Below are 23834 nucleotides of genomic sequence, written 5' to 3'. Positions count from 1 at the left end.
GGTGTTACCCCCTCATGAGGCAACTGAAACAACCGTAGCAAGGGTTGTGTACTACGTAAACTACTTTGTAAACAAATAGCCGCTGGCCAGGCGTTTAGCTGACAGAGGTACCGTCTTGTGGACGGCGAAGCCGCCACCGGAACGCCGTCATGGCCCGAACCCAGACACGCACAGTGGGGAGTGACGGACGCACAGTGGATGACACGGAAAACCGAGCGGCTGCCGGTAGCCCGGAGGGGCGCCGGCCGCGATCTTTGACTCGCACCGAGATCCTCGACACCGCGATCGCGCTGGTGGACCAGGAGGGGTTGGATCAGCTGACGATGCGCAGGCTTGGTTCGGCCTGCGGTGTGGAGGCGATGGCCCTATACCGCCATGTGCACGGTCGTCAGGACTTACTCGGCGGAATTGTCGACCATTTGGTGGAGAAGCTCTACGACGACCAGCTCGCGGCCCGGAGGCAAGAGGACGGCTGGCAGGACTATCTCGTCCGGCTGGCGCACGGCGTCCGGGCGATAGCTATCGATCATCCGCATCTGTTTCCGACATTGGCTACTCGGCCGCCGGAGGCGCCGTGGGTCCGCCCACCGCTGCGGAGCATGAAGTGGATGGAGACGTTCCTGGACACGCTCATCTCCTATGGCTTCGACGACCGCACCGCGGTATCCGCGTACCGCGCGTACACCACGTTCCTGCTCGGGCAGTTGCTGCTGGAGGTATCCGCGCGAGGAGCCTCGCTCAGCCCGGTGGAAGACGAGCTGCCGGGAAAGACGCTGCGGAGCCTGTCGAACTATCCGAATCTGCAACGGATGCAGCAAGAGCTCAGCGAGGATCACAGCGCGACCGAATTCGAAGAGGCGCTCGAGTCACTGCTCGATCGGCTGGAGGGCAACGCACCGCGCTAGTGCAGCCCGATGAGATCGGGCAGATTCTGGGCGTCTGTGATGGGAATTACTGCTCAGCGAGGCATCGTTCGAGTTGCAGATCTGGCGAGCGTGGCCCATTCTCTGCCGATGGGTACTTTGCTGATAAGGGCGCTGATCATGATCGCGCCGGTGATTGCGGTAGCTCTGCCACTGGATTCGCCAGGTGCCGTGGTCTCTGCGACTCCGGTGCACTGTGCTCCGACAAAGGCGAGCAAGGATGTGTGCTCGGCCCCGGACGACGTGGAGATCAAGTCGGCTCCCAACTCCAAGGATCTGCCCGCGCCTGCTTCGGGTGCGATGGGCAAGGTCGCGCCGGTGGTCCATCCGGTCAAGATGTGGAACTAGTGCAGTTTTGTTCTACCTGTGGATGGATTCAGGTTTGTGGATAAGAGTCGTTTGGCATAGCGCCGTGGCGCGCTGACGTCAGGGCCCCTCGGCATGGTGGGGCCATGACGACCACCACGCGTGCACAGATCGGTACCCGCGGAGAGGACCTCGCCGCCGGATACCTCAGCGGAGACGGGTTCACCATCCTGGATCGAAATTGGCGATGCCGATATGGCGAGATAGACATCATCGCGACCGATGGTGAGATGCTGATTTTCGTCGAGGTGAAGACTCGGACGGGCCAGGCGTTCGGAAGTCCTGCGGAGGCCGTGACATACGCCAAACTGCGGAGATTACGGAGGCTCGCGGGTATTTGGCTGGCCGCTCAGAACGGATCGTGGTCATCGGTCCGTATCGATGTCATCGAGATCCGTTTGGGTGGCACCGCCTCGGCGATCACTCATATTCACGGGGTGAGCTGAGATGGCGCTGGGCAGGGCGTATTCCGTTGCGGTCAAGGCAGTGACCGGGCAGACGGTGGAGATCGAGGCCGATATCAGCGCCGGGCTCCCCGGCGTGCATCTGGTCGGGCTGCCCGACGCCGCGCTGCAAGAGTCGCGTGACCGTGTGCGCGCGGCAATCACCAACTGTGGCTTCACGTGGCCGTCATCGCGACTCACCCTGGCCCTGTCGCCCGCGACGCTGCCGAAGATGGGATCGGTGTACGACCTCGCGTTGGCGACTGCCGTGCTGTCGGCCAACAAGGCGATCCCGCCGACGAGGTTGGAAAAGACCCTGCTGCTGGGAGAACTGGCGCTTGACGGGCGAGTGCGCCCGCTCCGTGGCGTGCTACCGGCGGTGTTGGCCGCCAAAAGGGACGGGTGGCCGACCGTGGTGGTGCCGGAGGCGAACCTGGGGGAGGCAGGGCTGGTCGAGGGCATCGAGGTACTGGGTGCTCAGACCTTGCGCCAGCTGACGGCATGGCTGTGTGGCGACGGCGACCTGGATCAGGTGCCCCGGTTGACGGTTCGGCAGGAGATCGATATCCCAGACATGGCGGATGTGGTGGGGCACGCCGATGCACGTTTCGCGGTCGAAGTGGCGGCGGCCGGCGCACATCACCTCATGTTGACCGGGCCGCCCGGGATAGGGAAAACGATGCTGGCGCAACGTCTACCCGGCCTACTGCCGCCGTTGACCGACGACGAGGCTCTTGAGGTGACGGCCATTCACTCGGTGGCGGGTCTGTTGACGGCACAGCGGCCTTTGATCACCCGACCACCGTTCGTGGCACCGCATCACACGTCGAGTGTCGCCGCACTTGTAGGCGGGGGCTCCGGGATGGCCAAACCTGGTGCCGTCAGCAGAGCTCATCGCGGAGTGTTGTTCCTGGATGAATGCGCCGAGTTGTCCACCCCCGCGCTAGAGGCCTTGCGGACACCGCTGGAGGATGGGGAGATTCGGCTGGCACGACGCGACGGTGTGGTCGCCTACCCGGCTCGATTCCAGCTGGTGCTTGCGGCGAACCCATGTCCTTGCGCGCCGGCGAATCCACGGGATTGCACGTGCCCGTCTCATCTGCGCCGGCGGTACCTCGGCAAGCTTTCGGGTCCTCTGCTTGACCGGGTGGACCTTCGGGTGAGGATGTACCCGGTAAGCCAAACTGCTCTCAACGATGCCGCAGAGGGCACTGAGCGTGTTCGTGAGAGGGTGGTGTTGGCCCGTGAACGTGCCGCGAGGAGATGGTCGGAGTACGGGTTCCGTGTCAACGCCGACGCACCGGGCCCATTGCTGCGCAAGGAGTTCCGTCCGTCTCGGGCGGTCATGGAACCGCTGCGCAATGCTATGGAGCGCGGGCTTATCAGTGTTCGGGCACTAGACCGGTGTCTTCGTGTCGCGTGGACTTTGTCCGATCTCGACGGGCGTGAGCTGCCGAGCGGCGAAGATGTCAAGCTCGCGTTGACCTTCCGCGACAAGCGATGAGCGCCGAGTTGGCCGACTGGGCCTATCTTTCCCGCGTCACCGAGGCGCCCAGTGCGGAAATCGCGGCCATGGTGTCGGTGTTCGGACCGCAGGAGACGGCCGAGCGAGTTCGGCGACTGGACGTGCCCGATCGGGTGCGGACCATTGTGCGTGCCCGGCATGATGTCGATCGCGGCCGCGAGGATTTGGAGATCCTGTCACGGCTGGGCGGGCGTCTGGTGACACCGGAGGACACGGAGTGGCCCCAGTGGCAGTTCCAGGCTTTCGCGTCGGTCGATACGAACAGGATGCCAACGGGGCGATCACCGCTCGTACTTTGGGTGGTTGGGGAGCACTCGCTGTCGGAGGTTGCCTCGCGTGCTGCAGCACTCGTCGGGACCCGAGCATGCACGGGATACGGCGAGCACGTCGCCGCTGAACTCGCCACCGGACTTGTTACTCGAGACGTGGCGGTGGTCTCGGGTGCCGCGTTCGGGATTGACGGCGTCGCGCATCGGGCCGCGCTGGCCGGTGACGGCATGACAGTCGCGGTGCTGGCCGGAGGAGTGGACGTGCCCTATCCAATGGGCCATTCCGGTCTGCTCTACCGAATCGCTCGGCACGGATTGATCATCAGCGAGTACCCGCCCGGCGTGCGCCCTGCTCGATACCGATTTCTGACCAGAAATCGTTTGGTGGCAGCACTTTCCGGAGCCACCGTTGTGGTGGAGGCAGGTGTGCGCAGTGGGGCGGCCAACACAGCGGCTTGGGCGCGGGCACTTGGGCGACCGGTCGGTGCTGTGCCTGGACCGATCACCTCCGCGGCGTCCGCGGGTACACATGTCGAGATCGCCGAACGGGGAGCGCAACTCGTCGTCTGTGCCCAGGATGTGGTCGAGCTGGCTGGTCGATTGGGCGAGTTTGCGCCTGCTGCGGAGCGATCCGCCAGTGTCGTCGACGGACTGGGCGAAGATGAGAAACGGGTCTATGAGGCCCTGCCTGGACGGGGCAGCGCGTCCGTGCAGGAGTTGGTGCATGAGTCGGGGTTGAGTCCGGGACGGGTGAGGGGTGCACTGGCGATTCTGGAACTTGAGCGGATGGTGGTCGATGTCGCGGGAGATTGGAAGATCACGCGCACCAGCCTTGTTCGGTGAGGGTTAAGCTCCCAATTGATGCATTCGCGCAGGCGATACCACATGTCGCGAGTGTGATTGGCGTGGGCAGCCACGCGTGTCTTCATCTAGTTCGGGCGGCAACTAGATGAGTTCCTTCTGGCGCCCGGCCGTTTTGAACGCCCTGGACAATATCTTCTGATCGCGTGAATTCCACACGTAGAGAGCACCTTTCAGGAAAGTTGCCCCTGCGCCTCATCGAGCCGAGATTTCCTTTGTGGCCGTTGATGATTCCTGAGATGTTGCTGATAGTTGTTGCACCAATTGCGGATGCCAGGCATATTGGCCTTGGGTGCTTTCAATGGCTGCGACGCCCACCGGCGCGATTGCCATGGCCGACACTGTCGGCTGCTGTGTCATAAACAGACGAATACGCTTCTGACAGTGCATATCTGGGTGGACTGTGGGGAGGGTTCCAGTGGTGTGCCCAGGTATTCAACTTTGAGTTGATATAACTCAACTGTGTGTTGAAGGTCACATGCATGCTATACCCCGGTAGGGTATGAAGGAAATATGGCATCTGATCCGAAGTCGGCCTGGAAGGCACTCAAAGAGGGTAACCAGCGTTTTGTCGGTGGTTCTCCGCAGCATCCAAGTCAGAGCGTCACCCGGCGAGCCGAGCTGGCGAACGGTCAGAACCCGGATGTGCTGCTGTTCGGGTGTTCGGATTCTCGGGTGGCTGCTGAGATCATCTTCGACCAGGGGCTCGGTGACATGTTCATCGTGCGCACTGCCGGTCAGGTGATCGACTCCGCGGTGCTCGGTTCCATCGAGTACGCGGTGGCGGTCCTGGGCGTGCCGCTGATCGCGATCCTGGGCCACGACTCCTGCGGTGCGGTCGGGGCCACGGTATCGGCGCTGGATACCGGTGAGGTGCCCGGCGGGTACATCCGGGATCTGGTGGTGCGGGTGATGCCTTCGATCCTGAGCGGCCGCAAGGATGGCTTGTCGCGGATCGACGAGTTCGAGGCGCGCCACGTCGAGGAGACCGGCACCAAGTTGTTGCAGCGCTCCCAGGTGGTCGCCGACGCGGTCAAGTCCAAGAAGCTGGCCATTGTGTATCTGACCTACAAACTCGCCGACGGACGCGTCGTTCTGCACGGCCACGTCGGCAACATCGATAACCCCTGAGGTGGCAGCCATGAACCGTAAGAGCCGTTCGGCCACTTTGGAAGCCGGATCTCTGAACGACCCCGAAATCATGAATAGCGAGAGCAATGCCGCGGCATCGAAATCCGCCGATGTTGTCATCACGCGTGAGGCCGCTATCGGGAGCGAGGCCCGGCTTTCCTGGCTGCTTTCGGGGCTGGCAGGAATGGTTGGGGCTGTCGCATTCCTACACAGCGCAGGCTATTTCGTGACATTCATGACCGGAAACACCGAGCGTGCGGTGCTGACCTGGTTCAAGGTCACCGACAAACAGCAGGTGGCAGGCGCGGGCCCGATGGCCGCCATCTCGATGATCGGCGCCTTCCTGTGCGGGGTCATCGTGGCGTCCTACTGCCGGCGCAAGTTTTGGAAGAACCACCCACACGGCGCGACGGTGCTGACCACATTCGGTCTGCTCGCTGCCGCCGCGGTCGACTTTTATCAGGACCGGAGCTTCACGGCGAACATCGACGTGCATTTCACGCCGATCCTGTTGTTGGCCTTCTCAATCGGTGCTCTGAACACCTCCTTCGTCAAGAAGGGTGAGACCGCCATCCCGTTGAGTTACGTGACGGGGACGGTCGTCAAGCTGGGGCAGGGCATCGAGCGGCATCTATTCGGTCGGGGCTCGGTCTTTGAATGGCTGGGGTACGCGATGCTGTACCTCTCCTTCATTCTGGGCGCCGCAACAGGCGGGGTGATCGCCTCGGTGTACAGCGGGTCAAAGGTGATTCTCACCGTCGGATTGATATGCGGTGCAACGACACTGGTCACGTTCTTCCACTCAGACCGCAAGACCATTCTCGGCTGAGTGGCACGGCGAACAGTTTTCAACCAATCAACGAAGGGATACACGTCATGGAGCCTGGATTTCAGATTTACGAGCCCCACAAGGCACAGGCGGAAAGCCCGATCGAGCGCATGAACGATCTGTTCACCGCGCTGATCATCGCAGCTCTCTTCATCACCCTGGGGATAGCCAAGTTCGGTCCGCTCTGGCTCGTCAATTACTGACTGTCGCCTTGGTACGGGTCGGGTGTCCGGGTGATTCGTTGTGGAGTTGAGGCAACTTGAGTACTTTCTCGCGGTGGCCGATCACGCGAATTTCACGCGGGCCGCTGAAGCGCTGCACGTTGCTCAGCCATGGGTGAGTGCGCAAGTTCGGCGACTGGAACGAGAGCTCGGCAGCGAGCTGTTCGATCGTTCCAACAGGGTGCTCAGGTTGACCGAGTTCGGCAAGACCCTGCTGCCATTGGCAGGGAAAGTGCTTCGCACGGTGGGCGAGATACGGTCGACCGCCGAGTCCATGACCGGCCTGCTGTGCGGGCAGCTGGCGATAGGAACGGTGCCGTACCCGGTGCCCCTGCTCGCGGATGCGTTGGCGGCATTCCATCGGGCGCACCCGATGGTGACGGTCACGCTGACCGAGGCGAGGTCGGATCAGCTCACCGAGGCTGTCCTCGAACGTCAGCTTGATATGGCGGTGACGGGTTGGGTCACGCGTCCGCCGCCTCAACTGTGCGAGCAGATCCTGGCCAGGGAGAGCATTGTGGCGGTGGTTCATCGCGACGACCCCCTGGCCGGGCGCACGTCGATTACCCTGGCGGAACTGCGAAATCGTGCGCTCATCAGCCACCCGCAGGGCAGCGGGATCCGAACGACTCTCGACCAAGCCTGCCTGGCAACAGGATTCGCGCCGCGCATCGTGTTCGAAACGAGTTCGGCCGACATGATGCGGCATCTCGTTGTCCGGGACTTGGGCGTCGCGGTGACACCCAAGCTGGCAAGCGACCGGATGGACGGGCTTCGTCAGGTGGACTTCTCCGACGCGGCGATGAGCGGGCGACTGTCCCTGGTGTGGCGAGCAGACAACGCCACAGCCGAAGCCGTCGCCTTCGCGGCACACGTGAGTGAGCTGTGCAGGGATGCCGATTTCGTGTCGTGAGAGTCCTCGGTCACCGTGGCCGGAGGTGACGGTCACCCGTACCACTCGAATGCTACGAATACCGCGAGCACGATCAGAACCACGTTGACAGGGGCAAGCTTCCATTCATTGCGCCGGACGTGGACGCCGAAGGCACCCGCCTGCAATATCGCCAGTCCGGCGGCGGCCAGCGGGCTCAGGACCGGGGCGATACCCGTGGCATACGGCACCACCACACCGATCCCGCCGAGCACCTCCAATGCCCCGATCGCCTTGACGACGTTCGGTGTGAAATCGGTGGCCCACGCCAGGTTGGGATTGGCCGCGATCTTCTCGTAAGGGGTGAGAAGCTTGAACAAACCTGCGCCGAGATGTACGACGGCGAGTATGCCGGCACAGATCCATAGCCAGGTATCCATCGCGTCAGTATGCCCGGCCGTAACGGTGGCGTTCGGCGAACCCGATAAAGATCATGGCCACTGTGCGGACGTCCTTAACGCGATTGCCAGCAAGTGGGGGGATGATGGCGGGAGAGGAAGGATGTGACGGATCTCGTGACTGAAGCGGGTGAGCTGGCGCGGCGCCCTCGTGGCAGGCCGCGCAAAGGTGGGGAAGGGGTGTCGGTGGATGCGATCTTCACCGCCGCGCTGCGGGCATTTGCCACCCACGGATACCAGGGCATGTCCATGCGCACGCTCAATCGCGAACTGGGGGTCAGCCACAACCTGCTGCATCAACGGTTTTCGTCCAAGGAACAGCTCTGGTACGCCGCCGTGGACTGGGGATTTCAGGCGATCATCGACAAGGTTCTGGCTGACGACGACGAGAGTCTGGGCCCCTCCGCACGCATCAAGCGGTTCATCAAGATTTTTGTGATGTTCGCCGCCGAGCATCCAGATCTGATCAGGATTATGGACATCGAAGCGGGCCAGGACAGCGAGCGACTGCAGCACATCTGTAAGGCATACGTCCTGCCCATGCAGGAACGCCTGGGGCCGGTCTACGAAGAGGCCGTCGCCGCCGGTGAATTGCGTGAAGTGCCACTGCAGACGAGCTTCTTCCTGATCACCTCCGGTACCGCCGCGCTGTTCAGTAGCGCGGCCATGGCACGCACGGTCTTCGGTGAGGATGTGCTCGACCCCGATCAGGTCAAGGCCCACGCCGAGGCTGCTGCCGAGCTGATTGTGCGGGGATTGCTGCCTTGACGGAGGCCCCCATCGGCGCCCATTTCTCCGTATAGTCAAGGCAATTGACATAGAGGATCCAACGCAGGAGGCGATATGGCACGCCCGCTCCACGAGTTGCAAGTAGTTCGAACCGAGTCGCTGACTCCACACATCACCCGGGTAGTGCTCGGCGGTAACGGATTTGACGGCTTCGAGGCCAGCTCGTTTACCGACAGCTATGCCAAGTTGATATTCCTGCCGGAAGATCACCAGGGGCCGGGCCCGCGGGATATCGACGAGGCGCGCGATATGCAGGCCACGGTGCGCACGTACACCATCCGCTCCGTCGACGCCGACCGCCACGAGATCGTCATCGACTTCGTGGTGCACGGCGACACCGGTGTCGCCGGCCCATGGGCATCGCGGGCCAAGCCCGGAGACCGGCTGTACGTCACCGACTCGCACGGCGCGTACTCACCCGACCCGGCCGCCGACTGGCATCTGCTCGCCGGCGATGAGGCGGCCATCCCGGCGATCAGCGTCGCGTTGCAGGCACTGCCGGAGCAGACCCGTGCCAAGGTCTTCATCGAGGTGGCCGGTCCGCAAGACGAGATCGACTTCGAGACGCGCGGCGATGTCGAGGTTGTCTGGGTTCACCGCGGCGCCGGTGCCGACGAGGTCGGCGAGGAACTGGCGGGGGACAACGCGCCGCTGATCGGGGCTGTGCGCTCGGCGGAATGGCTACCCGGACAGGTGCAAGTGTTCATTCACGGCGAAGCGCAGACCGTCATGCACAATCTGCGGCCGTACATCCGCAAGGAGCGCGGGGTGGCGCCCAAGTGGGCCGCCTCTATTTCCGGATACTGGCGCCGTGGCCGCACGGAGGAGTCTTTCCGCGTGTGGAAACAGGAGCTGGCGGCCGCCGAAGCTACCGTGAAGGAGTGACACCGCAGCTGGCCGCGATTCTCGACGAGTTCGCCGAGCATTTGGCGCTCGAGCGTGGGCGGTCGGTGCACACCCAGCGTGCCTATCGCGGGGATCTCACCCTGTTGTTCGATCATCTGACAGCTTCCCGTCCCGATGCCACCCTGGCCGACCTGTCGCTGCCGGTGTTGCGGTCATGGCTTGGGGCGCAGGCCAGGCAGGGCGCGGCGCGTTCCACTGTCGCCCGGCGTACTTCGGCGGTGAAGATTTTCACGGCGTGGGCCACTCGTCGCGGCTTGATGGAGACGGATCCCGCGATACGCTTGCAGCAGCCTAAATCTCGTCGGACGCTGCCTGCGGTGCTGCGACAAGATCAGGCCGTCGCGGCGATGGAAGCAGCGCATTCGGGTGCGGAACAAGACGATCCGATGGCATTGCGGGATCGGTTGATCGTCGAGATGCTCTACGCCACCGGGATTCGGGTCAGCGAACTGTGCGGACTGGATGTCGACGACATCGACCGATCGCGAAAAGTGTTGCGCGTCTTGGGTAAGGGCGACAAGGAGCGCACCGTGCCTTTCGGTGGGCCCGCCGGCGATGCGCTGACCGCCTGGCTGGATCGGGGCCGGCCGCATCTAGCCGCCTCGGCTTCGGGCGCGGCGCTGCTTCTCGGTGCCCGGGGCCGGCGCATCGATCCGCGTCAGGTCCGCACGGTGGTACACCAAACCATGTCCGCGGTTCCTGGTGCTCCGGATATCGGGCCCCATGGCTTACGGCACAGCGCTGCAACGCATCTGTTGGAGGGGGGTGCGGACTTGCGTGTGGTCCAGGAGTTGCTTGGGCACTCCACGCTGGCCACCACCCAGCTGTACACCCATGTGACCGTGGCGCGCCTGCGGGCCGTTCACGATCAGGCCCACCCACGGGCCTGACGGTGTCAGGGTCTCTTCCTCCACACGCGACGTGCCCAGCCCCGTAGTCGATGACGTCGGACGTGGGCGGCCAGCTCCGCCTTCTCTTGCCGCGATTGTTTGCGCATCATGCGGTCCACCTCGCGCTGGTAGTAGCTCATCGAGTCATTGCCGCCGGTCGCCCACAGCGCTACCACCACCAACAGGAAGAGCACCGCGGATACTCCAACTACTGTGGGCACCGCGCTTACCCGCGATTCGAAGCGTGGGATGTGACGATGCGAATCCGCAGAGAGCCTAGGTTCAGCTCACAGCTACGGCTTTCGAGATTTACGGTGCCAAAGCGCATCTCGAGCGTAGCCCGCCTCACCGCGGTGCCCCAATGAGCTGTCCGTGCGCGGGCACACCCACGGGCGCAACGCTGCTCGGGACGGCGTCACGCGCGGCGGCCCGGTCGTGTACCACCACCGGCCACCAGAACCAGCGACCCAACAGAGTTGCGATGGACGGCACGACGAACGACCGCACGATCAGGGTGTCCATCAGCAGGCCGAGGCCGACGGCGGTACCGAGCTGGGCGATGTTGCGCGCGGGAGCGACGATCATCGCGAACATGGTGAACCCGAACACCAGGCCCGCGGTCGTCACCACCCCGCCGGTATTGGCCATGGAACGGATGATGCCCGTCTTGATGCCGGCCTGTAGTTCCTCTCGGAACCTGGCCACCAGCAACATGTTGTAGTCGGCCCCGACGGCGACCAAGAACACGAAGGACAGTGGTGCCACAGACCAATGTAGTGGTATGCCGATGAGTTCTTGCCAGACGAACACCGTCACGCCCAGTGCCGAGACATAGGACAGTGCGACGGTTCCGATCACCACGATCGCGGCGACCAGGCTGCGTAACAGGATCAGTATCACGCAGAACACGAAAGCGAACGCGGCCACGGCGCTGGTGATGAAGTCCTCGCGGGTGAACGCCTCGATGTTCAGCAGCGTGCCACCTGGTCCGCCGATACTGACCGTGCTGCCCGCCAACGAGGTGCCCTTGATGGCCTGTAGCGCCGTCGGGATGATCTTGGAACTCAGCTCCATGGCCTCCTGGCTGAACCCCTCTCGTTCTGGGGTGACGACCATCCGCGTGACCTTGCCGTCGCCTGAGAAGAAGTACGGCATAGCGCTTTTGAAGAGGGGGTTCTCAAATGCCTGCGTGGGTATGAAGAACGAATTGTTCGGGTCACCGTCGGTGAAGCTCTTACTCAGATCATCGGTGAATTGCGTGATCTCGGAGACCTGAGGTAACAACACCTGCAGGGTGCTCTGCAGCGGCGCGATGACCGCGTTGACCTGGCTGATGAAATCTTTCAGGCCCGGCAACTGCGCACCGAGCGCAGGCAAGGTCTGTGCGAGCGTTCCGGTTCCGTTCACCAGATTGCCGACGAGCCCGTCGAAACGGTGCAGGTCGTCGAAGAGTGAGAAGCCGGTGAGCGCCGCTTGGCAGTAGTCGTTGTCGCGGCAGTTCGGGATCCCGCCGATGAAGTCCTCGGCGGGTTTGGCAGTACCGCGCAACGAGTCGACCTTTTGGACCACGGCCGCCAGACTCGTACGCAATTCGGCTGCACCCGAATGTATCTGGGTGGCCCCGGTGGTTCCGGTCCGCACGGCCTGCTCAAGGCCCCGTACCGTCAGGGACAGCTGGCCCACGCGGCCACTGAGGGCGGTGAGGTCCTCGATGCGCTGTTTGAGCAGGTTGGTCATCTGAGTCAGTCGTCCACCGACGTAACCCGCCTGTGCGGGTAGTGTCCCCAGTTCCAGAGGAGCAGCCAGCGGTCGGGTGATGCCCTGCACATTGCTGATTCCGGGGATGTTCAATATGGCGCTACTCATTTTCGCGAGGGCGATCAGGTCTCCTGAGTTGCGCATGTCGTGGTCCGACTCCACGATGAACACGCTGGGGGACATGATGTTCGGGGGCAAGTGCCGGTCCGAGGCGGCAAAGCCCACGTTGGCTGGGGAGTCGCTGGGCTGGGCCTGCCGCTCGTTGTAACTGGGCTGGAACCCGGGTACCGCCAGAAATGCGATCGCCAGCACGGCCATGCTGCCCGCCAGCACCGGTCCTGGCCAGCGCACTACATAGGTGGCGATGCGCCGCCAGCGACGCTGGGACTTTTCCTCGCGTGGTTCGAAGAACCCGAATCGGCTGCCGGCAGCCAGCGCGGCGGGCGCCAGGGTCAGCGCCGCGCCAAGGGTGACTACGACCGCGACGGTGCAGGGCAGCCCGGACGTGCTGAAGATGGCCAAGCGTGTGAACACCATGCATGCCGTGGCCCCGGCGACGGTGAGCCCCGAAGCGATGATGATGTGCTGCACCCCGGCCAGTGCCGTGTAGTACGCGGTCACCGGATCTTCACCCGCCCGCCGTGCCTCTTGATATCTGCCCAAAAGGAATATGCCGTAATCAATTCCGGCTCCCAGTACGATCACCGCCAGCAGCGCCGAGGCGAAAATCGAGACACCGATGACCTGGTGCTGGCCGAGGAATGCCACGATCGGCCGCCCCACACCGAGGCCCGCCCCCGCGACCAGCAGCGGCAAGGCGATGGTGATCGGTGAGCGATACACCACCAGCAAGATGACGCCGACAAGCCCCGCGCACGCGACCAACAAGATCAGGATCGAGTCGTTGATCGAGACCAACTCGTCGTTCACCACGGCGGACGGGCCCGTCAGGTGCGCGGTGATGCCCTTGGGTGGTGGGTACTGGGCGATGAGCTCGCGGATCTGCGCGGTGGACTCCATGGCCAGAGCGGTGCCCATGTTGCCCTTGAGGTTGATCAGGACGTAGGCGGCCTTCCCGTCGGCACTCTCGTTGGCCGGTGCGAATTGCGGGTCGGACCACAGGTCCATGGACGAGTTGACGTGCTTCTTGTCCTGGTTGATCCGGTCGAGGATCGATGAATAGTACTGGTGCGCTTCGGCGCCGAGGGGAGACTCACCTTCGAGGAGCAGGTAGACGAAGTTGTTGGTCCCGGCGCCACCGAAGTAGTCGCCCATCTTCGAGATGGCCTGGACGGACGCGGCGTCATCGGGCAGGAACGAGCGGGCATGCTGCTTGATCACTGTTTCCAGCTGGGGCACAGCGAGATTGAGGAGTCCGGCCGCGCCGAGCCACAGTACGAGAATGGGTATCGAGAATCGGTAGAGGAATCGGGCCAGCAGCGGGCGCCCCGGCGCGGGTGCCACGTCTGCGGGCTGTGCCCACAACTTGTCCAGTATCTGGGTGCGAAATTTGTTCATCAGGTTCACGCCACCGTCACCTGGCAAGAGACGGCCGACGCATTGGCCGCGCTCTGATCGCGTGTGAGCCCGTTGATCGTGATGCTGCACGACATCTGTTCCGAAGTGGACTGGGCGACAAGGCCGACTGGGACGACAAGTTGCTTCGCGTGCAGGGTGGTCTGCCAGGGCAGCGTGCCCGACACTTCGCGTACCGCGCCGTCGACGTCCAAATAGGACGCCGTGACGGTGCTACCCGCCGGTCCGTCGAGCCGATACTCGACGACCTTGTCGCGCGGCTTGCCGATCACCGGCGGCTTGGACGAATGACCGATCGCAGGGTCGGGGATGTCACTCAGGCGCAGATGGGCGATATAGGCCCCGGCGACACAGAGTGTCGCTATCGACACCAAATACACCCACGCACCACGCATTTCGGAGCTCCTCGTTGATCCCGGTTTGGTGAGCGTTGACGTTAACTGGCCGATCGTTAATTTAACAGTCGGTCAAATCAATATCACACCGATCGGTCTACTGTGGTGCGCGCCACACCAATACGCGATGAGTACGGACCGCGAACTGGTACAAGGGACTCATGACAAGGGCGGGCACCAAGGGCATGCCCCGCGCGGAGCGGGAGCAGCAGATCCTCGATGCCGCATGCCAGGAGTTTGGGCGCAGTGGATACGCGGGCATGTCGCTGGCGGACGTGGCCTCGGCCGTGGGGGTGTCCAAGCCCATGGTGTTGGCGTACTTCGGCACCAAGGAGCAGCTCTACATCGCGTGTGTGCAGCGCGCCGGTGAGATCGTCGGCGATCACATCGAGGCCGCGATGAAAGAAGCCCCGCCCACGCTGGCTTTGCCGCGCGCGGTGCTGCAGGCGGTCTTCCAGGCGCTGGCTCCGCGTCCCTCGGACTGGTTGGTGATCTGGGACCAGACGCTCCCGCCGGGCAGTGAGGCGCTGGCTGCCGCGCGGGTGACCAGGACACGGCTCGCGGCGCTGGCGGGGCAAGGGGTCTCCACCGTCGGCGGAGCCGTTGCGCAACTGCGCGACCAAAAGGACATCGGAGTGTTCACGCAGGGCTGGATGGGAATGGTCGGCGCCATGATCACGTGGTGGATCCGGCACCCGGATCAGAGTGCGGAGGACATGACCGAACGCGCCGGCCGTGTTCTCGCGGTGGTGGCAAGCGCCGGCGTGGCGGAGGCCCCGGAAGAGGTCCGGGATTCTGCCCAATCTGTGGCGCCACGGCCCGGAACACCCGTACGGGGCTCTGATTCCGGGCAGCCGCTCAACGCGGCGTTCGATCTCTTCGGTCGGCGCTGGGCGATCCTCGTTGTTTGGGAACTGCGTTCGGGTGCAAAGACTTTCGCGGAACTGAAGGACGATATCGGTGATGCGTCCGCCAGCGTGTTGACCACCCGTCTCAAGGAGCTGACCCTCGCCCATATCGTGCGCAACCAGGACGGTCTGTACTCGCTGACGACGGTGGGCAAGGGTCTGCTGGTCGCGCTGGCGCCGCTGCACCTGTGGGCAAAAGCCTGGTCGGCGTCGGTCCGATGACTAGAGTGCCAGGCATGCGCGTCGGAACTTCTGCCATGACCGTCGCCGCCACCGCGTGGGCCCTGAGCCTCGGAATCATGACCCCGGGAACGGCGGTCGCCGACGTGTACCCGCCGTGGTGGGTGTGCATGGCCAACGGCGGTGAGATGCGTGCGTTCTACCAGGTGGTGACCGAGCAGGACGCACTCGACCGTTTCCACGACGCGGTTGGCCGACTCGCGCTGGCCACGGGTAAACCGGCGCACGTCGACGTCTGCCAGCCCGCCTAGAGGGGTTTGAGCCGCAGCGGCGTGGACGCCAACAGTCCGATCGGATCCAGATAGTTCGCCCTCGACGCGGCTCCTCGCAGGGCGCCCCAGTGCAGGCACGCCGTTGCGGAGCAGCCGGGGTGCCCCGGCAGCAGTGTGCCGATGGACGATCCTCCCGTCACTCGCTGGCCCGGCTTCACCAGCGGGACGACCGGTTCGTAGGTGGTGCGCAGGCCGCCGTCGTGCTCGATCGATACCAGCGGCCGGCCCGCGAGTGATCCCGCGAACACCACGATTCCCGGCCCCGCGGCGACCACCCGCTGATCGGAGACACCGGCCAGGTCAACCCCGCGATGCCCCCGATTCCAGCGTTCCTGCGGTTTCTCGAAATTCCGAGTAACCGCAGGTCGGGGATGTAGCGGCCAGATGAAACGGTCTCCCGACTCCCCAGGCGCGGTGACCGCCATGGGGGAGGCGGCCACCGCCAGGGTGAGGGTCAGCAGGGGACAGCCGAGCCCTCTGAACCGCACGACGTCATAGTGGCCGGAAGATGTCCCCGCGGGGAAGAGTCATTCCGGCTCCTGTGGATAACCCCCGACCACGCGGACGCGTGGCGAAAAGCACTCGTCGCGGCATGTAAACTCAGGACCGCAACTCGCCTAGCGGGTTGACTTCGCGCGTCTGCACACGAACTCGTGAACAGCATGTCGGGCGGTCCCATCCAGGGTTTCCTCAGGGATCTCGAGGTTGGGTTCCGGCACGCAGCAGGCGCTAGGGCCCAGGATCACCCGATCCGGGGCGACAACCGACAAAGTAAGGAATGGCCGAAATGGCTGTTGTGACCATGAAGCAGCTGCTTGACAGCGGCGCGCACTTCGGGCACCAGACCCGACGTTGGAACCCCAAGATGAAGCGGTTCATTTTCACCGACCGCAACGGCATCTACATCATCGACTTGCAGCAGACGCTGACCTACATCGACAAGGCGTACGAGTTCGTCAAGGAGACCGTCGCCCACGGTGGTTCGGTCATGTTCGTCGGCACCAAGAAGCAGGCCCAGGAGCCCATCGCCGAAGAGGCGACCCGCGTCGGCATGCCCTACGTGAACCAGCGCTGGTTGGGCGGCATGCTCACCAACTTCTCCACTGTGCACAAGCGTCTGCAGCGTCTCAAGGAGCTGGAGTCGATGGAGCAGACCGGTGGCTTCGAGGGACGCACCAAGAAGGAAATCCTCATGCTCACGCGTGAGAAGAACAAGCTCGAGCGCAGCCTCGGCGGTATTCGCGACATGCAGAAGGTGCCTTCGGCGATCTTCGTGGTCGACACCAACAAGGAGCACCTGGCTGTCGCCGAGGCCCGCAAGCTGAACATCCCGATCATCGCGATCCTGGACACCAACTGCGATCCCGACGTCGTGGACTACCCGATCCCGGGCAACGACGACGCGATCCGCAGCGCCGCGCTGCTCACCAAGGTCGTCGCTTCCGCGATCGCCGAGGGCCTGCAGGCACGCTCCGGTCTGGCCGGCGGCGACGAGAAGCCTGAGGCCGGCGAGCCGCTGGCCGAGTGGGAGCAGGAACTGCTCGCCTCCGCTGTAGCGACCACCGACGAGGGTGCAGCTCCGTCTGCTGCAGCCACCGAAACCACAACCGAGGAAGGCTAAATGGCGAATTTCACTGCCGCCGATGTGAAGCGGCTCCGGGAACTGACCGGTGCCGGAATGCTCGACTGCAAGAACGCCCTGGCCGAGTCCGATGGTGATTTCGACAAGGCCGTCGAGGTGCTGCGCATCAAGGGCGCCAAGGACGTTGGCAAGCGCGCCGAGCGCGCCACCGCCGAAGGCCTCGTCGTCGCGCGTGACGGCGCGCTTGTCGAGCTGAACTCGGAGACCGACTTCGTCGCCAAGAACGCTGAGTTCCAGGGTCTGGCCGACGCCATCGTCGGTGCGGCTGCGGCCGGGAAGATCGGTGAGGTCGACGCTCTGCTGGCCGCCAAGGTCGAGGACGGCCGGACCGTCGAGCAGGCGATCGCCGACCTGGCCGCCAAGATCGGCGAGAAGTTGGAGCTGCGCCGGGTGGCGTACTTCGACGGAACCGTCGAGGCCTACCTGCACAAGCGTGCCGCGGACCTGCCGCCGGCCGTGGGCGTGCTGGTCGAGTACGAATCGGCATCGGGCGATGCCACTAGCACAGGCGCCGCGCACGCTGTGGCCCTGCAGATCGCAGCGCTCAAGGCCAAGTACCTGACGCGCGAAGACGTTCCGGCCGATGTGGTCGAGAACGAGCGTCGCATTGCCGAGGAGACCGCGAAGGCCGAGGGCAAGCCCGAGGCCGCGCTGCCCAAGATCGTCGAGGGCCGCGTCACCGGTTACTACAAGGATGTCGTGCTGCTGGATCAGCCGTCGGTGTCCGACAACAAGAAGTCCGTCAAGGCTCTGCTTGACGAGGCCGGTGTCACCGTGACCCGCTTTGCGCGGTTCGAGGTCGGCCAGGCCTAGTTCGCCTAAAACCAGTTCGGCCCCGCCAGGATTCGTTCCTGTGCGGGGCCGAACTGTTTGTGCGCTAGCCTCGGGCAATGCCAGCTGCCGGGCGCGATGCCAACCGCTACGCCAAAGGCGTGGCCAAGCGTCAGGAGATTCTGGCCGCGGCGTTGAGGGTGTTGGAGCGCGAGGGGGAAGCCGGCGCCTCGATGCGTGTCATCGCCAAGGAAGCCAATATCAGCCTGGCCGGGCTCATGCATTACTTCCCGACACGGGATGTGATCCTCACCGAGATCCAGCGCGATGCCGACGCCAGATTTGAAGAGTGGTACGGCAATTCGGATATCGAGATCGATCCCGGTGAGGTGCTCGCGCAAGCGATGCTCGACAAGGCGAGTAAGCCCGGCTCCGGGACGGTGTATCTCTCATTGGCCGCCGCTGCCGCCGTCGATCCGGACCACCCTGCCGGTGCGTACCTGCGGGAGCGGTACGAGAGGATGCGCACGCTGATCGCCGAGTACGTGCGAGGGCGCCAGGCCGTGGGCGCGGTCCCTGAGCATGTCGATGCCGAATTCGCGGCGGCCGCGCTGATCGCAGCGGCGGACGGCATTCAGATTCAGTGGATGTCGGATCCCTCCATCGACATGGGCGCCCATATGCGTCGGGTGTGGGAGCGACTCCTGACCTAGAAAACCATACAGTGTATGGTTTTTATATGAAGTGGATCAGCGCCGCCATGGCGTCGGCAGTCGTATTGGCATTGGGGCTGACCGCCTGCAGCCCGCGGCAGGAGAGTTCGAAGGACGACTCCGCGTGGGATCGCGGGTTCTACTGGGGCACCGCCACCGCGGGCTACCAGGTGGAAGGCAGCGCTCCCGATAGCAATTGGCGACGCTATGTCGACCGCACCGCGGATAAGCCGGTGGAGCCCGGATCTGATCCATTGGGGGCGGGTCCGGTCGAGCCGTACAAGCAGGCCGATGATTTCCGGCATCGATACGCCGAAGACATCGCCAATGCGCATGCCATGGGCGTCAATACGTTTCGTTTCGGCCTGGAGTGGTCACGGGTGATGCCGGAGCCGGGGAAGTGGGACGAGAAGGAGTTGGCGTACTACGACTCCATTGTCGCGACATTGCGCGAGAACGGGATGACGCCGATGATCACCCTGATGCACTGGGTGTACCCGGGTTGGGTGGCCGACAGCGGGGGCTTCATGAACAACGTCCCCGCATTCGAGGAATTCGCCAAGGCGATCACCAAACGCTATGCCGGGCAAGGGGTGTTGTGGGTCAGCGTCAACGAGCCGCTGGCCTTCGGGGCGATGGAGGTGCGCACCGGCGCGATCAAACCCGACCAGTTCGACGGTTTCCTGGATCGGGTGGCCGAGGCGCACCGCGCGGTGTACCGCGCGGCCCACGAGGCCGACTCGAAGGCGAAGGTGACGACCAACGAGGCCTATATCCCCCCGGATGTGTTGACGCAGTTCGCAGGTTTTGGTGTGAAGGGTATCGAGGGGTCGTTCTTCGACCGGGTCAAAGGCAGCCTGGACTACCTGGGGTTCGACTATTACACGGGCACGGCCGCGGACAATCCGGCCTCAGCGCAGAGCATGGCCGCACGCTGGAATATCAAATTGCAGCCCGAAGACATCTACTACGTGTCGCGGTATTACGCGCAGCGGTATCCCGGGCTGCCGATCTACATCGTCGAGAACGGGATGGTCACCGACAACGGTAAGCCGAGGGCGGACGGCGTGACCCGCTCGCAGTACTTGGGCGACACCGTCTTCTGGTTGCAGCGGGCCAAAGCGGACGGCATCCCGATCATCGGATACAACTACTGGTCACTGGTCGACAACTACGAATGGGGAAGCTACCGGCCGCGTTTCGGGCTGTACACCGTCGATGCGCTGGGGGATCCGGCGCTCAAGCGGGTACCCACCGATGCCGTGGCGGCCTACACCCAGATCACCCGCGACGGTGGCACCGCGGCCGGCTACCGCCCGGTGATTCCGGCGGCAAAATGCTCCGCGACGGTGGGGCAGGACAGCTGCGCGCCACTGGATCCCACAGGGCCGACGGTTCCGCTACGCTAGCCGAGCGAGAAGTAGCGTTCGGGGTCATCCGGGACCACTGTGCGGTTGTCGGAGTCGCCGTCGACGACGAGGTCGGCGCGCTCCGCGGTGGGATCCCGGCGGAAGTGTTCTTCCTCGGCATCGATCCACAATCGCCAGAACTCGCGCAACTGTTCGCCGTCACGCGATTCTGCGCGTTGTCGACGGGTTGGCTGATCGGTCTGTACCCAGATCAGCGAGCTCAAGCGGTCCGCCGCGGCCGAGCGGCCCGAGCCAACACCCTCCAGAATCAGCACCGACGGCGGCGCGCACCGCTCCCACTGACCGAACGTGCGGGTCTGCCAGTCATAGCGCCGATACCGGGCCTGCTCGCCACGCGCCCACGGGGCGAGCACCTGCTCTTCCAGCCGGGGCCACCACCCGAAAAATGTCTCCCAGGACGCGAAGTCGTCGGTGTGCAGGACGACGGTCGACGGCGTTGTCGCCGACAGTGCGGTGTGCAATCGTGCAGCAAAGGTGCTCTTACCGGCGGCACCTCGGCCGTCGACGGCGACCACGCGCACGTCGCCGCACCGCGGCGCGCTCGCGTTGATCAGCTCGGCCAGCCACGAGAAGCTGCGCTGCTGGTCCGATGCTGCCATGGCGCGAGCTTACTGCTGCTCGGCTAGCCTGATGCCGTGGACGCGACAGAGCTAATCGGCAGCATGGCCGGTGTGTTGTTCGTCATCCTTGCTGTCCGCCAGAATATTTGGACCTTCCCGGTGGCGATCGTCAGCTCGTTGTTCTACATCGTGGTTTTCGGCAGGCAGACCCTGTATGCCGACGCTGCCCTGCAAATCATGTTCATCGCGCTGGCGGTGCAGGGTTGGTACCTGTGGTTGCGCGGGAGTCCGGACCGGCACGGGGTTGTGGTGCGGCGCACCCCGCGCTGGGCGTGGGTGCCGCTGGCATTGTCGCTGGCCGCTCTGGTGGCCGGCCTCTACGCTTTCCTGGTTCTTTTCACCGATTCCAATGTCCCGCAGCTTGATTCGTCCATCACCGGGCTGAGCTTGGTGTCCCAGTTCATGATGAACAGAAAATGGATCGAGAACTGGGTTTTGTGGATCGTCACCGATGCGTTCTCCGTCGGCGTCTACCTCTACAAGGGTCTCAACCTCACGGCGGGTTTCTATACGTTTCTGACCGTGATGGCCGGCGTCGGCCTGTGGAGCTGGCGAAAAGAGTTACGTACCTTGGTGGCCGCCCAATCGGTATGAGATCCCCGTCCCTTTCAACATATAACGCATAGGGGGGCTTGCGGCAAGGCCCCGGTCATGCCGCACAATCGCTGAGCTGAACGTCAGATGCCATGGACTAGAAGGAAAATGGGGACTATCCGGTTGACGACACATGAAGAGGAACTGCAGTCCGAACGGGAGTACATCGCGGGACTGTACGAGCGGCTGGACGCCGAACGCGCGCGCGTGAAGGGCCGATACCGCACCGCCCTGCGCGGACCCGTCGACCAGCAGAACGGTGCCGCCATGGTCGAGCGCGACGACGAGGTGCGCGCACTGGCCAGCCAGGCGCAGCGGTTGGATGTCGCCGATGACGGGCTGTGCTTCGGCAGGCTGGACGCCATCACGGGGGAGCGTTCCTACATCGGACGCATCGGCCTTCTCGACGAGAAGAACGACTACGAACCGCTGCTGATCGATTGGCGGGCACCCGCGGCGGAGGCGTTCTACATCGCGACCGGCGCCCATCCGGAGAACACGCGCCGGCGGCGTCAATTCCGGACCCGGGGTCGCCACGTCGACGACTTCGCCGACGAAATCCTTGTGGTCGGTTCGGACGGCCTCTCGGACGGCGACGAGCACGACGGCGAGCGCGGCAGCATGAGCGATGCCGCACTGCTGGCGGCCGTCAACGCACCGCGCGGCAATGGGATGCGCGACATCGTGGCGACCATCCAGGCCGAACAGGACCGGATCATCCGGCTCGATCATCCGGGCGTACTGGTGATCGAGGGTGGCCCTGGCACCGGCAAGACCGTGGTGGCGCTGCACCGCGTCGCCTACCTGCTGTACACCCAGCGCAAGCGGATGGAACGCCACGGTGTGCTGGTTGTCGGCCCGAATGCAGCTTTCCTCAGCCATATTTCGCGGGTTTTGCCGTCGCTGGGCGAGACCAACGTGGTGTTCACCACGGCCGGTGATCTGATGCCGGGGCTCAAGGTCACCGCAGAGGACGACGCGGATGCTGCACGGCTCAAAGGCTCACTACAGATCCTCGACGTGCTGGCGGCGGCCGTGGCGGATCGGCAGCGGGTCCCCGAGACCCCGCTGCCGATCCAGCTTGCCGACGTCGCGGTGCGCATCGACGCAGACATCGCGCAGTGGGCCATCGAGGAGGCGCGTGCGAGCAAGCTGCCCCACAACGAGGCCCGAGCCGTTTTCACCGACGTGCTCACCTGGGCGCTCACCGAGCGGGCGATCCCGCGCATCGGCAAGGGGTGGCTGACCCGGGAGGACCGGAAGGCCTGGGAGCACCTGCGTGCGGAACTGCTCGACGAACTGGGTGATCACGAGGGATTCGCAGCCGCACTCGATGAGTTGTGGCCGACCCTGACGCCGGAGGTACTGCTGTCGGAGCTGTACACCTCGCCGGAGCGATTACGGGCCGCCGGCGCGGATTCGGCACTGGCACGTGCGGTCGGCGACGCCTGGACGGTCTCAGACGTTCCGTTGCTCGACGAGTTGGTTGATTTGGTGGGTCGCGACAAGGCTGCGGAAGAGGCCGCCGAGCGCGAACGTCGGGCCGAGGCCGAGTACGCCGCCGGGGTTCTGGACCTGATGACCGGTCGCGAGGACATGATGGACGACGAGGACCACCTCTTTGCCACCGATCTGCTGGGTGCCGAGGATCTTGCCGAACGTTTCACCGAACGGGACACCCGCGACCTGGTCGAACGTGCGTCGGCGGACCGGGACTGGACCTACGGACACATCGTGATCGACGAGGCCCAGGAGCTGTCCGAAATGGACTGGCGGGTGTTGATGCGCCGCTGCCCAAGTCGGTCGTTCACCGTGGTCGGCGACCTGGCTCAGCGCCGGTCGGTAGCCGGCGCCACCTCCTGGGACGCGATGTTGCAGCCATATGTGCCCGGACGTTGGCTGTATCGGCCGTTGTCGGTGAATTACCGCACGCCGGCCGAGATCATGGCGGTCGCCTCGGCGGTACTGGCCGAGTTCGCGCCCGACACCCGGCCTCCCGAGTCGGTTCGCTCCTGTGGAGTCCTACCGTGGTCCAGACGCCTGGCCGAAAACCAGTTGTCAAAGGCCATAGAAGATTTCAGGCGCGATGAGGAAGGCCGAGAAGGCACGAGCGTGGTGATCGGGCCGGCGGGTCTGCCGGGCACGGTGCCCGCGTCCGAGACCAAGGGACTGGAGTTCGACGCCGTGCTGGTGGTGGAGCCGGAACGGATCCTGGCCGAGGGCCCGCGTGGTGCCGCCGAGCTCTACGTGGCGCTTACGCGTGCCACTCAGCGCCTCGGCGTTCTGCACGTCGCACCGTTGCCTGAGCCCCTCGTCGGCCTCACCGAAAGCACAAGTGACCCGGACGCGGTTCGCCGGGTCGTGCCAACCAGCGTCGGCCAATAGGGCAGGATGGACACCGCCGTCGCGGCCTTCCGATGAGCCGCTCGCGTGAAGAGCGGAAGCAGCGGGCCCGATGGCTGTGTTTTGCGCA

At 64.2% G+C, this 23834-nt stretch carries 26 protein-coding genes; 20 read left to right on the top strand and 6 right to left on the bottom strand.

Annotated elements, in window-relative coordinates:
• The first annotated feature begins 149 nt into the window (after window positions 1–149).
• The 9 genes from MYCSP_RS14880 to MYCSP_RS14840 all read left to right on the top strand — a co-directional run bounded on the left by MYCSP_RS14880 (window position 150) and on the right by MYCSP_RS14840 (window position 7481).
• Window positions 150–905, top strand: coding sequence for a TetR/AcrR family transcriptional regulator (locus tag MYCSP_RS14880; RefSeq protein WP_083336329.1), 756 nt, complete (start codon window positions 150–152; stop codon window positions 903–905).
• Window positions 906–1013: 108 nt separating this feature from the next.
• Complete coding sequence (locus MYCSP_RS14875; protein ID WP_407661551.1) at window positions 1014–1271, top strand: hypothetical protein; 258 nt, start codon at window positions 1014–1016, stop codon at window positions 1269–1271.
• A 104-nt stretch (window positions 1272–1375) separates the two neighbouring features.
• Window positions 1376–1735, top strand: coding sequence for a YraN family protein (locus tag MYCSP_RS14870; protein WP_088414168.1), 360 nt, complete (start codon window positions 1376–1378; stop codon window positions 1733–1735).
• Window position 1736: 1 nt separating this feature from the next.
• Entirely contained in the window at window positions 1737–3236 is a 1500-nt protein-coding gene (locus tag MYCSP_RS14865; RefSeq protein ID WP_088414166.1) for a YifB family Mg chelatase-like AAA ATPase, read from the top strand.
• On the top strand, window positions 3233–4369 hold the full coding sequence (dprA, locus tag MYCSP_RS14860) for a DNA-processing protein DprA (protein ID WP_070913591.1): 1137 nt from the start codon (window positions 3233–3235) through the stop codon (window positions 4367–4369). Before MYCSP_RS14865 ends, dprA begins: the two co-directional genes overlap by 4 nt.
• Window positions 4370–4900: 531 nt before the next feature.
• Window positions 4901–5518 carry a carbonic anhydrase gene (locus MYCSP_RS14855; protein WP_088414164.1) on the top strand — a complete coding sequence of 206 codons (618 nt, stop codon included), beginning with the start codon at window positions 4901–4903 and terminating at the stop codon, window positions 5516–5518.
• 10 nt (window positions 5519–5528) lie between these two features.
• Window positions 5529–6347, top strand: coding sequence for a YoaK family protein (locus MYCSP_RS14850; protein ID WP_083020204.1), 819 nt, complete (start codon window positions 5529–5531; stop codon window positions 6345–6347).
• A 47-nt stretch (window positions 6348–6394) separates the two neighbouring features.
• Window positions 6395–6550 (top strand): hypothetical protein, encoded by a 156-nt coding sequence (locus MYCSP_RS23335; protein WP_070910677.1) that lies wholly within the window; start codon window positions 6395–6397, stop codon window positions 6548–6550.
• Window positions 6551–6590: 40 nt separating this feature from the next.
• Window positions 6591–7481, top strand: coding sequence for a LysR family transcriptional regulator (locus MYCSP_RS14840; RefSeq protein WP_083020202.1), 891 nt, complete (start codon window positions 6591–6593; stop codon window positions 7479–7481).
• A gap of 32 nt (window positions 7482–7513) precedes the next feature.
• Here the strand turns inward: MYCSP_RS14840 and MYCSP_RS14835 are convergent, their stop codons facing one another.
• A complete protein-coding gene (locus MYCSP_RS14835; RefSeq protein WP_083020200.1) occupies window positions 7514–7879 on the bottom strand; it encodes a DoxX family protein in 366 nt (121 codons plus the stop codon).
• A gap of 198 nt (window positions 7880–8077) precedes the next feature.
• Between MYCSP_RS14835 and MYCSP_RS14830 the strand changes: the two genes are divergently transcribed.
• The 3 genes from MYCSP_RS14830 (at window position 8078) to MYCSP_RS14820 (ending at window position 10482) form a co-directional block, all read left to right on the top strand.
• Entirely contained in the window at window positions 8078–8665 is a 588-nt protein-coding gene (locus MYCSP_RS14830; RefSeq protein ID WP_070910674.1) for a TetR/AcrR family transcriptional regulator, read from the top strand.
• A gap of 75 nt (window positions 8666–8740) precedes the next feature.
• Window positions 8741–9571, top strand: coding sequence for a siderophore-interacting protein (locus tag MYCSP_RS14825; RefSeq protein ID WP_083020198.1), 831 nt, complete (start codon window positions 8741–8743; stop codon window positions 9569–9571).
• Complete coding sequence (locus MYCSP_RS14820; RefSeq protein WP_083020196.1) at window positions 9568–10482, top strand: tyrosine recombinase XerC; 915 nt, start codon at window positions 9568–9570, stop codon at window positions 10480–10482. The genes MYCSP_RS14825 and MYCSP_RS14820 overlap by 4 nt, the downstream gene beginning before the upstream one ends.
• Window positions 10483–10487: 5 nt before the next feature.
• On the opposite strand, the gene MYCSP_RS14815 is transcribed toward MYCSP_RS14820, so the two are convergent.
• The 3 genes from MYCSP_RS14815 to MYCSP_RS14805 form a co-directional block, all read right to left on the bottom strand.
• Window positions 10488–10703, bottom strand: coding sequence for a hypothetical protein (locus MYCSP_RS14815; RefSeq protein WP_083020194.1), 216 nt, complete (start codon window positions 10701–10703; stop codon window positions 10488–10490).
• Between the two features lie 124 nt (window positions 10704–10827).
• Window positions 10828–13767, bottom strand: coding sequence for an MMPL/RND family transporter (locus MYCSP_RS14810; protein ID WP_235629484.1), 2940 nt, complete (start codon window positions 13765–13767; stop codon window positions 10828–10830).
• Window positions 13764–14171: an MmpS family transport accessory protein gene (locus MYCSP_RS14805; protein WP_083015872.1), complete on the bottom strand. Its 408-nt coding sequence runs from the start codon at window positions 14169–14171 to the stop codon at window positions 13764–13766. The genes MYCSP_RS14810 and MYCSP_RS14805 overlap by 4 nt, the downstream gene beginning before the upstream one ends.
• 161 nt (window positions 14172–14332) lie before the next feature.
• Here MYCSP_RS14805 and MYCSP_RS14800 point away from each other — a divergent pair, with 161 nt between their 5' ends.
• Complete coding sequence (locus MYCSP_RS14800; protein ID WP_083015869.1) at window positions 14333–15301, top strand: TetR family transcriptional regulator; 969 nt, start codon at window positions 14333–14335, stop codon at window positions 15299–15301.
• A gap of 35 nt (window positions 15302–15336) precedes the next feature.
• Complete coding sequence (locus MYCSP_RS14795) at window positions 15337–15570, top strand: hypothetical protein (protein ID WP_083015927.1); 234 nt, start codon at window positions 15337–15339, stop codon at window positions 15568–15570.
• Here MYCSP_RS14795 and MYCSP_RS14790 read toward each other — a convergent pair.
• Entirely contained in the window at window positions 15567–16016 is a 450-nt protein-coding gene (locus tag MYCSP_RS14790) for a M23 family metallopeptidase (RefSeq protein ID WP_083015924.1), read from the bottom strand. The genes MYCSP_RS14795 and MYCSP_RS14790 overlap by 4 nt on opposite strands.
• A 362-nt stretch (window positions 16017–16378) precedes the next feature.
• Here MYCSP_RS14790 and rpsB point away from each other — a divergent pair, with 362 nt between their 5' ends.
• The 4 genes from rpsB (at window position 16379) to MYCSP_RS14770 (ending at window position 20126) form a co-directional block, all read left to right on the top strand.
• A complete protein-coding gene (gene rpsB / locus MYCSP_RS14785) occupies window positions 16379–17212 on the top strand; it encodes a 30S ribosomal protein S2 (RefSeq protein ID WP_043080386.1) in 834 nt (277 codons plus the stop codon).
• A complete protein-coding gene (gene tsf / locus MYCSP_RS14780) occupies window positions 17213–18046 on the top strand; it encodes a translation elongation factor Ts (RefSeq protein WP_083015867.1) in 834 nt (277 codons plus the stop codon).
• Between the two features lie 77 nt (window positions 18047–18123).
• A complete protein-coding gene (locus MYCSP_RS14775) occupies window positions 18124–18717 on the top strand; it encodes a TetR/AcrR family transcriptional regulator (RefSeq protein ID WP_083015864.1) in 594 nt (197 codons plus the stop codon).
• Window positions 18718–18743: 26 nt separating this feature from the next.
• Window positions 18744–20126 (top strand): family 1 glycosylhydrolase, encoded by a 1383-nt coding sequence (locus MYCSP_RS14770; RefSeq protein ID WP_083015861.1) that lies wholly within the window; start codon window positions 18744–18746, stop codon window positions 20124–20126.
• Here MYCSP_RS14770 and MYCSP_RS14765 read toward each other — a convergent pair.
• Window positions 20123–20746 carry a uridine kinase family protein gene (locus MYCSP_RS14765; RefSeq protein WP_083015858.1) on the bottom strand — a complete coding sequence of 208 codons (624 nt, stop codon included), beginning with the start codon at window positions 20744–20746 and terminating at the stop codon, window positions 20123–20125. The two genes, MYCSP_RS14770 and MYCSP_RS14765, sit on opposite strands and share 4 nt — an antisense overlap.
• A 36-nt stretch (window positions 20747–20782) precedes the next feature.
• Here MYCSP_RS14765 and pnuC point away from each other — a divergent pair, with 36 nt between their 5' ends.
• Window positions 20783–21361, top strand: a complete 579-nt coding sequence (pnuC, locus tag MYCSP_RS14760; protein WP_083015855.1) for a nicotinamide riboside transporter PnuC — start codon at window positions 20783–20785, stop codon at window positions 21359–21361.
• A 108-nt stretch (window positions 21362–21469) separates the two neighbouring features.
• Complete coding sequence (helR, locus tag MYCSP_RS14755) at window positions 21470–23746, top strand: RNA polymerase recycling motor ATPase HelR (protein ID WP_083015852.1); 2277 nt, start codon at window positions 21470–21472, stop codon at window positions 23744–23746.
• Window positions 23747–23834: the final 88 nt, after the last annotated feature.

Source organism: Mycobacteroides saopaulense, from assembly GCF_001456355.1.
Lineage (GTDB): Bacteria > Actinomycetota > Actinomycetes > Mycobacteriales > Mycobacteriaceae > Mycobacterium > Mycobacterium saopaulense.
Note: the sequence above shows the minus strand (reverse complement) of the source record. Positions and strands in the feature narration are given on the sequence as shown.

Excerpts from the sequence above, each read along its gene's own strand:
- MYCSP_RS14790 (WP_083015924.1), bottom strand. The coding sequence starts at position 16,016 with ATGGCGGTCACCGCGCCTGGGGAGTCGGGAGACCGTTTCATCTGGCCG.
- MYCSP_RS14865 (WP_088414166.1), top strand. The coding sequence starts at position 1,737 with ATGGCGCTGGGCAGGGCGTATTCCGTTGCGGTCAAGGCAGTGACCGGG.
- MYCSP_RS14855 (WP_088414164.1), top strand. The coding sequence starts at position 4,901 with ATGGCATCTGATCCGAAGTCGGCCTGGAAGGCACTCAAAGAGGGTAAC.
- MYCSP_RS14805 (WP_083015872.1), bottom strand. The coding sequence starts at position 14,171 with ATGCGTGGTGCGTGGGTGTATTTGGTGTCGATAGCGACACTCTGTGTC.
- MYCSP_RS14870 (WP_088414168.1), top strand. The coding sequence starts at position 1,376 with ATGACGACCACCACGCGTGCACAGATCGGTACCCGCGGAGAGGACCTC.
- MYCSP_RS23335 (WP_070910677.1), top strand. The coding sequence starts at position 6,395 with ATGGAGCCTGGATTTCAGATTTACGAGCCCCACAAGGCACAGGCGGAA.
- MYCSP_RS14795 (WP_083015927.1), top strand. The coding sequence starts at position 15,337 with ATGACCGTCGCCGCCACCGCGTGGGCCCTGAGCCTCGGAATCATGACC.
- MYCSP_RS14765 (WP_083015858.1), bottom strand. The coding sequence starts at position 20,746 with ATGGCAGCATCGGACCAGCAGCGCAGCTTCTCGTGGCTGGCCGAGCTG.
- MYCSP_RS14880 (WP_083336329.1), top strand. The coding sequence starts at position 150 with ATGGCCCGAACCCAGACACGCACAGTGGGGAGTGACGGACGCACAGTG.
- MYCSP_RS14775 (WP_083015864.1), top strand. The coding sequence starts at position 18,124 with ATGCCAGCTGCCGGGCGCGATGCCAACCGCTACGCCAAAGGCGTGGCC.
- rpsB (WP_043080386.1), top strand. The coding sequence starts at position 16,379 with ATGGCTGTTGTGACCATGAAGCAGCTGCTTGACAGCGGCGCGCACTTC.
- tsf (WP_083015867.1), top strand. The coding sequence starts at position 17,213 with ATGGCGAATTTCACTGCCGCCGATGTGAAGCGGCTCCGGGAACTGACC.
- MYCSP_RS14770 (WP_083015861.1), top strand. The coding sequence starts at position 18,744 with ATGAAGTGGATCAGCGCCGCCATGGCGTCGGCAGTCGTATTGGCATTG.
- MYCSP_RS14835 (WP_083020200.1), bottom strand. The coding sequence starts at position 7,879 with ATGGATACCTGGCTATGGATCTGTGCCGGCATACTCGCCGTCGTACAT.
- MYCSP_RS14850 (WP_083020204.1), top strand. The coding sequence starts at position 5,529 with ATGAACCGTAAGAGCCGTTCGGCCACTTTGGAAGCCGGATCTCTGAAC.
- MYCSP_RS14800 (WP_083015869.1), top strand. The coding sequence starts at position 14,333 with ATGACAAGGGCGGGCACCAAGGGCATGCCCCGCGCGGAGCGGGAGCAG.
- dprA (WP_070913591.1), top strand. The coding sequence starts at position 3,233 with ATGAGCGCCGAGTTGGCCGACTGGGCCTATCTTTCCCGCGTCACCGAG.
- helR (WP_083015852.1), top strand. The coding sequence starts at position 21,470 with ATGGGGACTATCCGGTTGACGACACATGAAGAGGAACTGCAGTCCGAA.
- MYCSP_RS14875 (WP_407661551.1), top strand. The coding sequence starts at position 1,014 with ATGGGTACTTTGCTGATAAGGGCGCTGATCATGATCGCGCCGGTGATT.
- MYCSP_RS14825 (WP_083020198.1), top strand. The coding sequence starts at position 8,741 with ATGGCACGCCCGCTCCACGAGTTGCAAGTAGTTCGAACCGAGTCGCTG.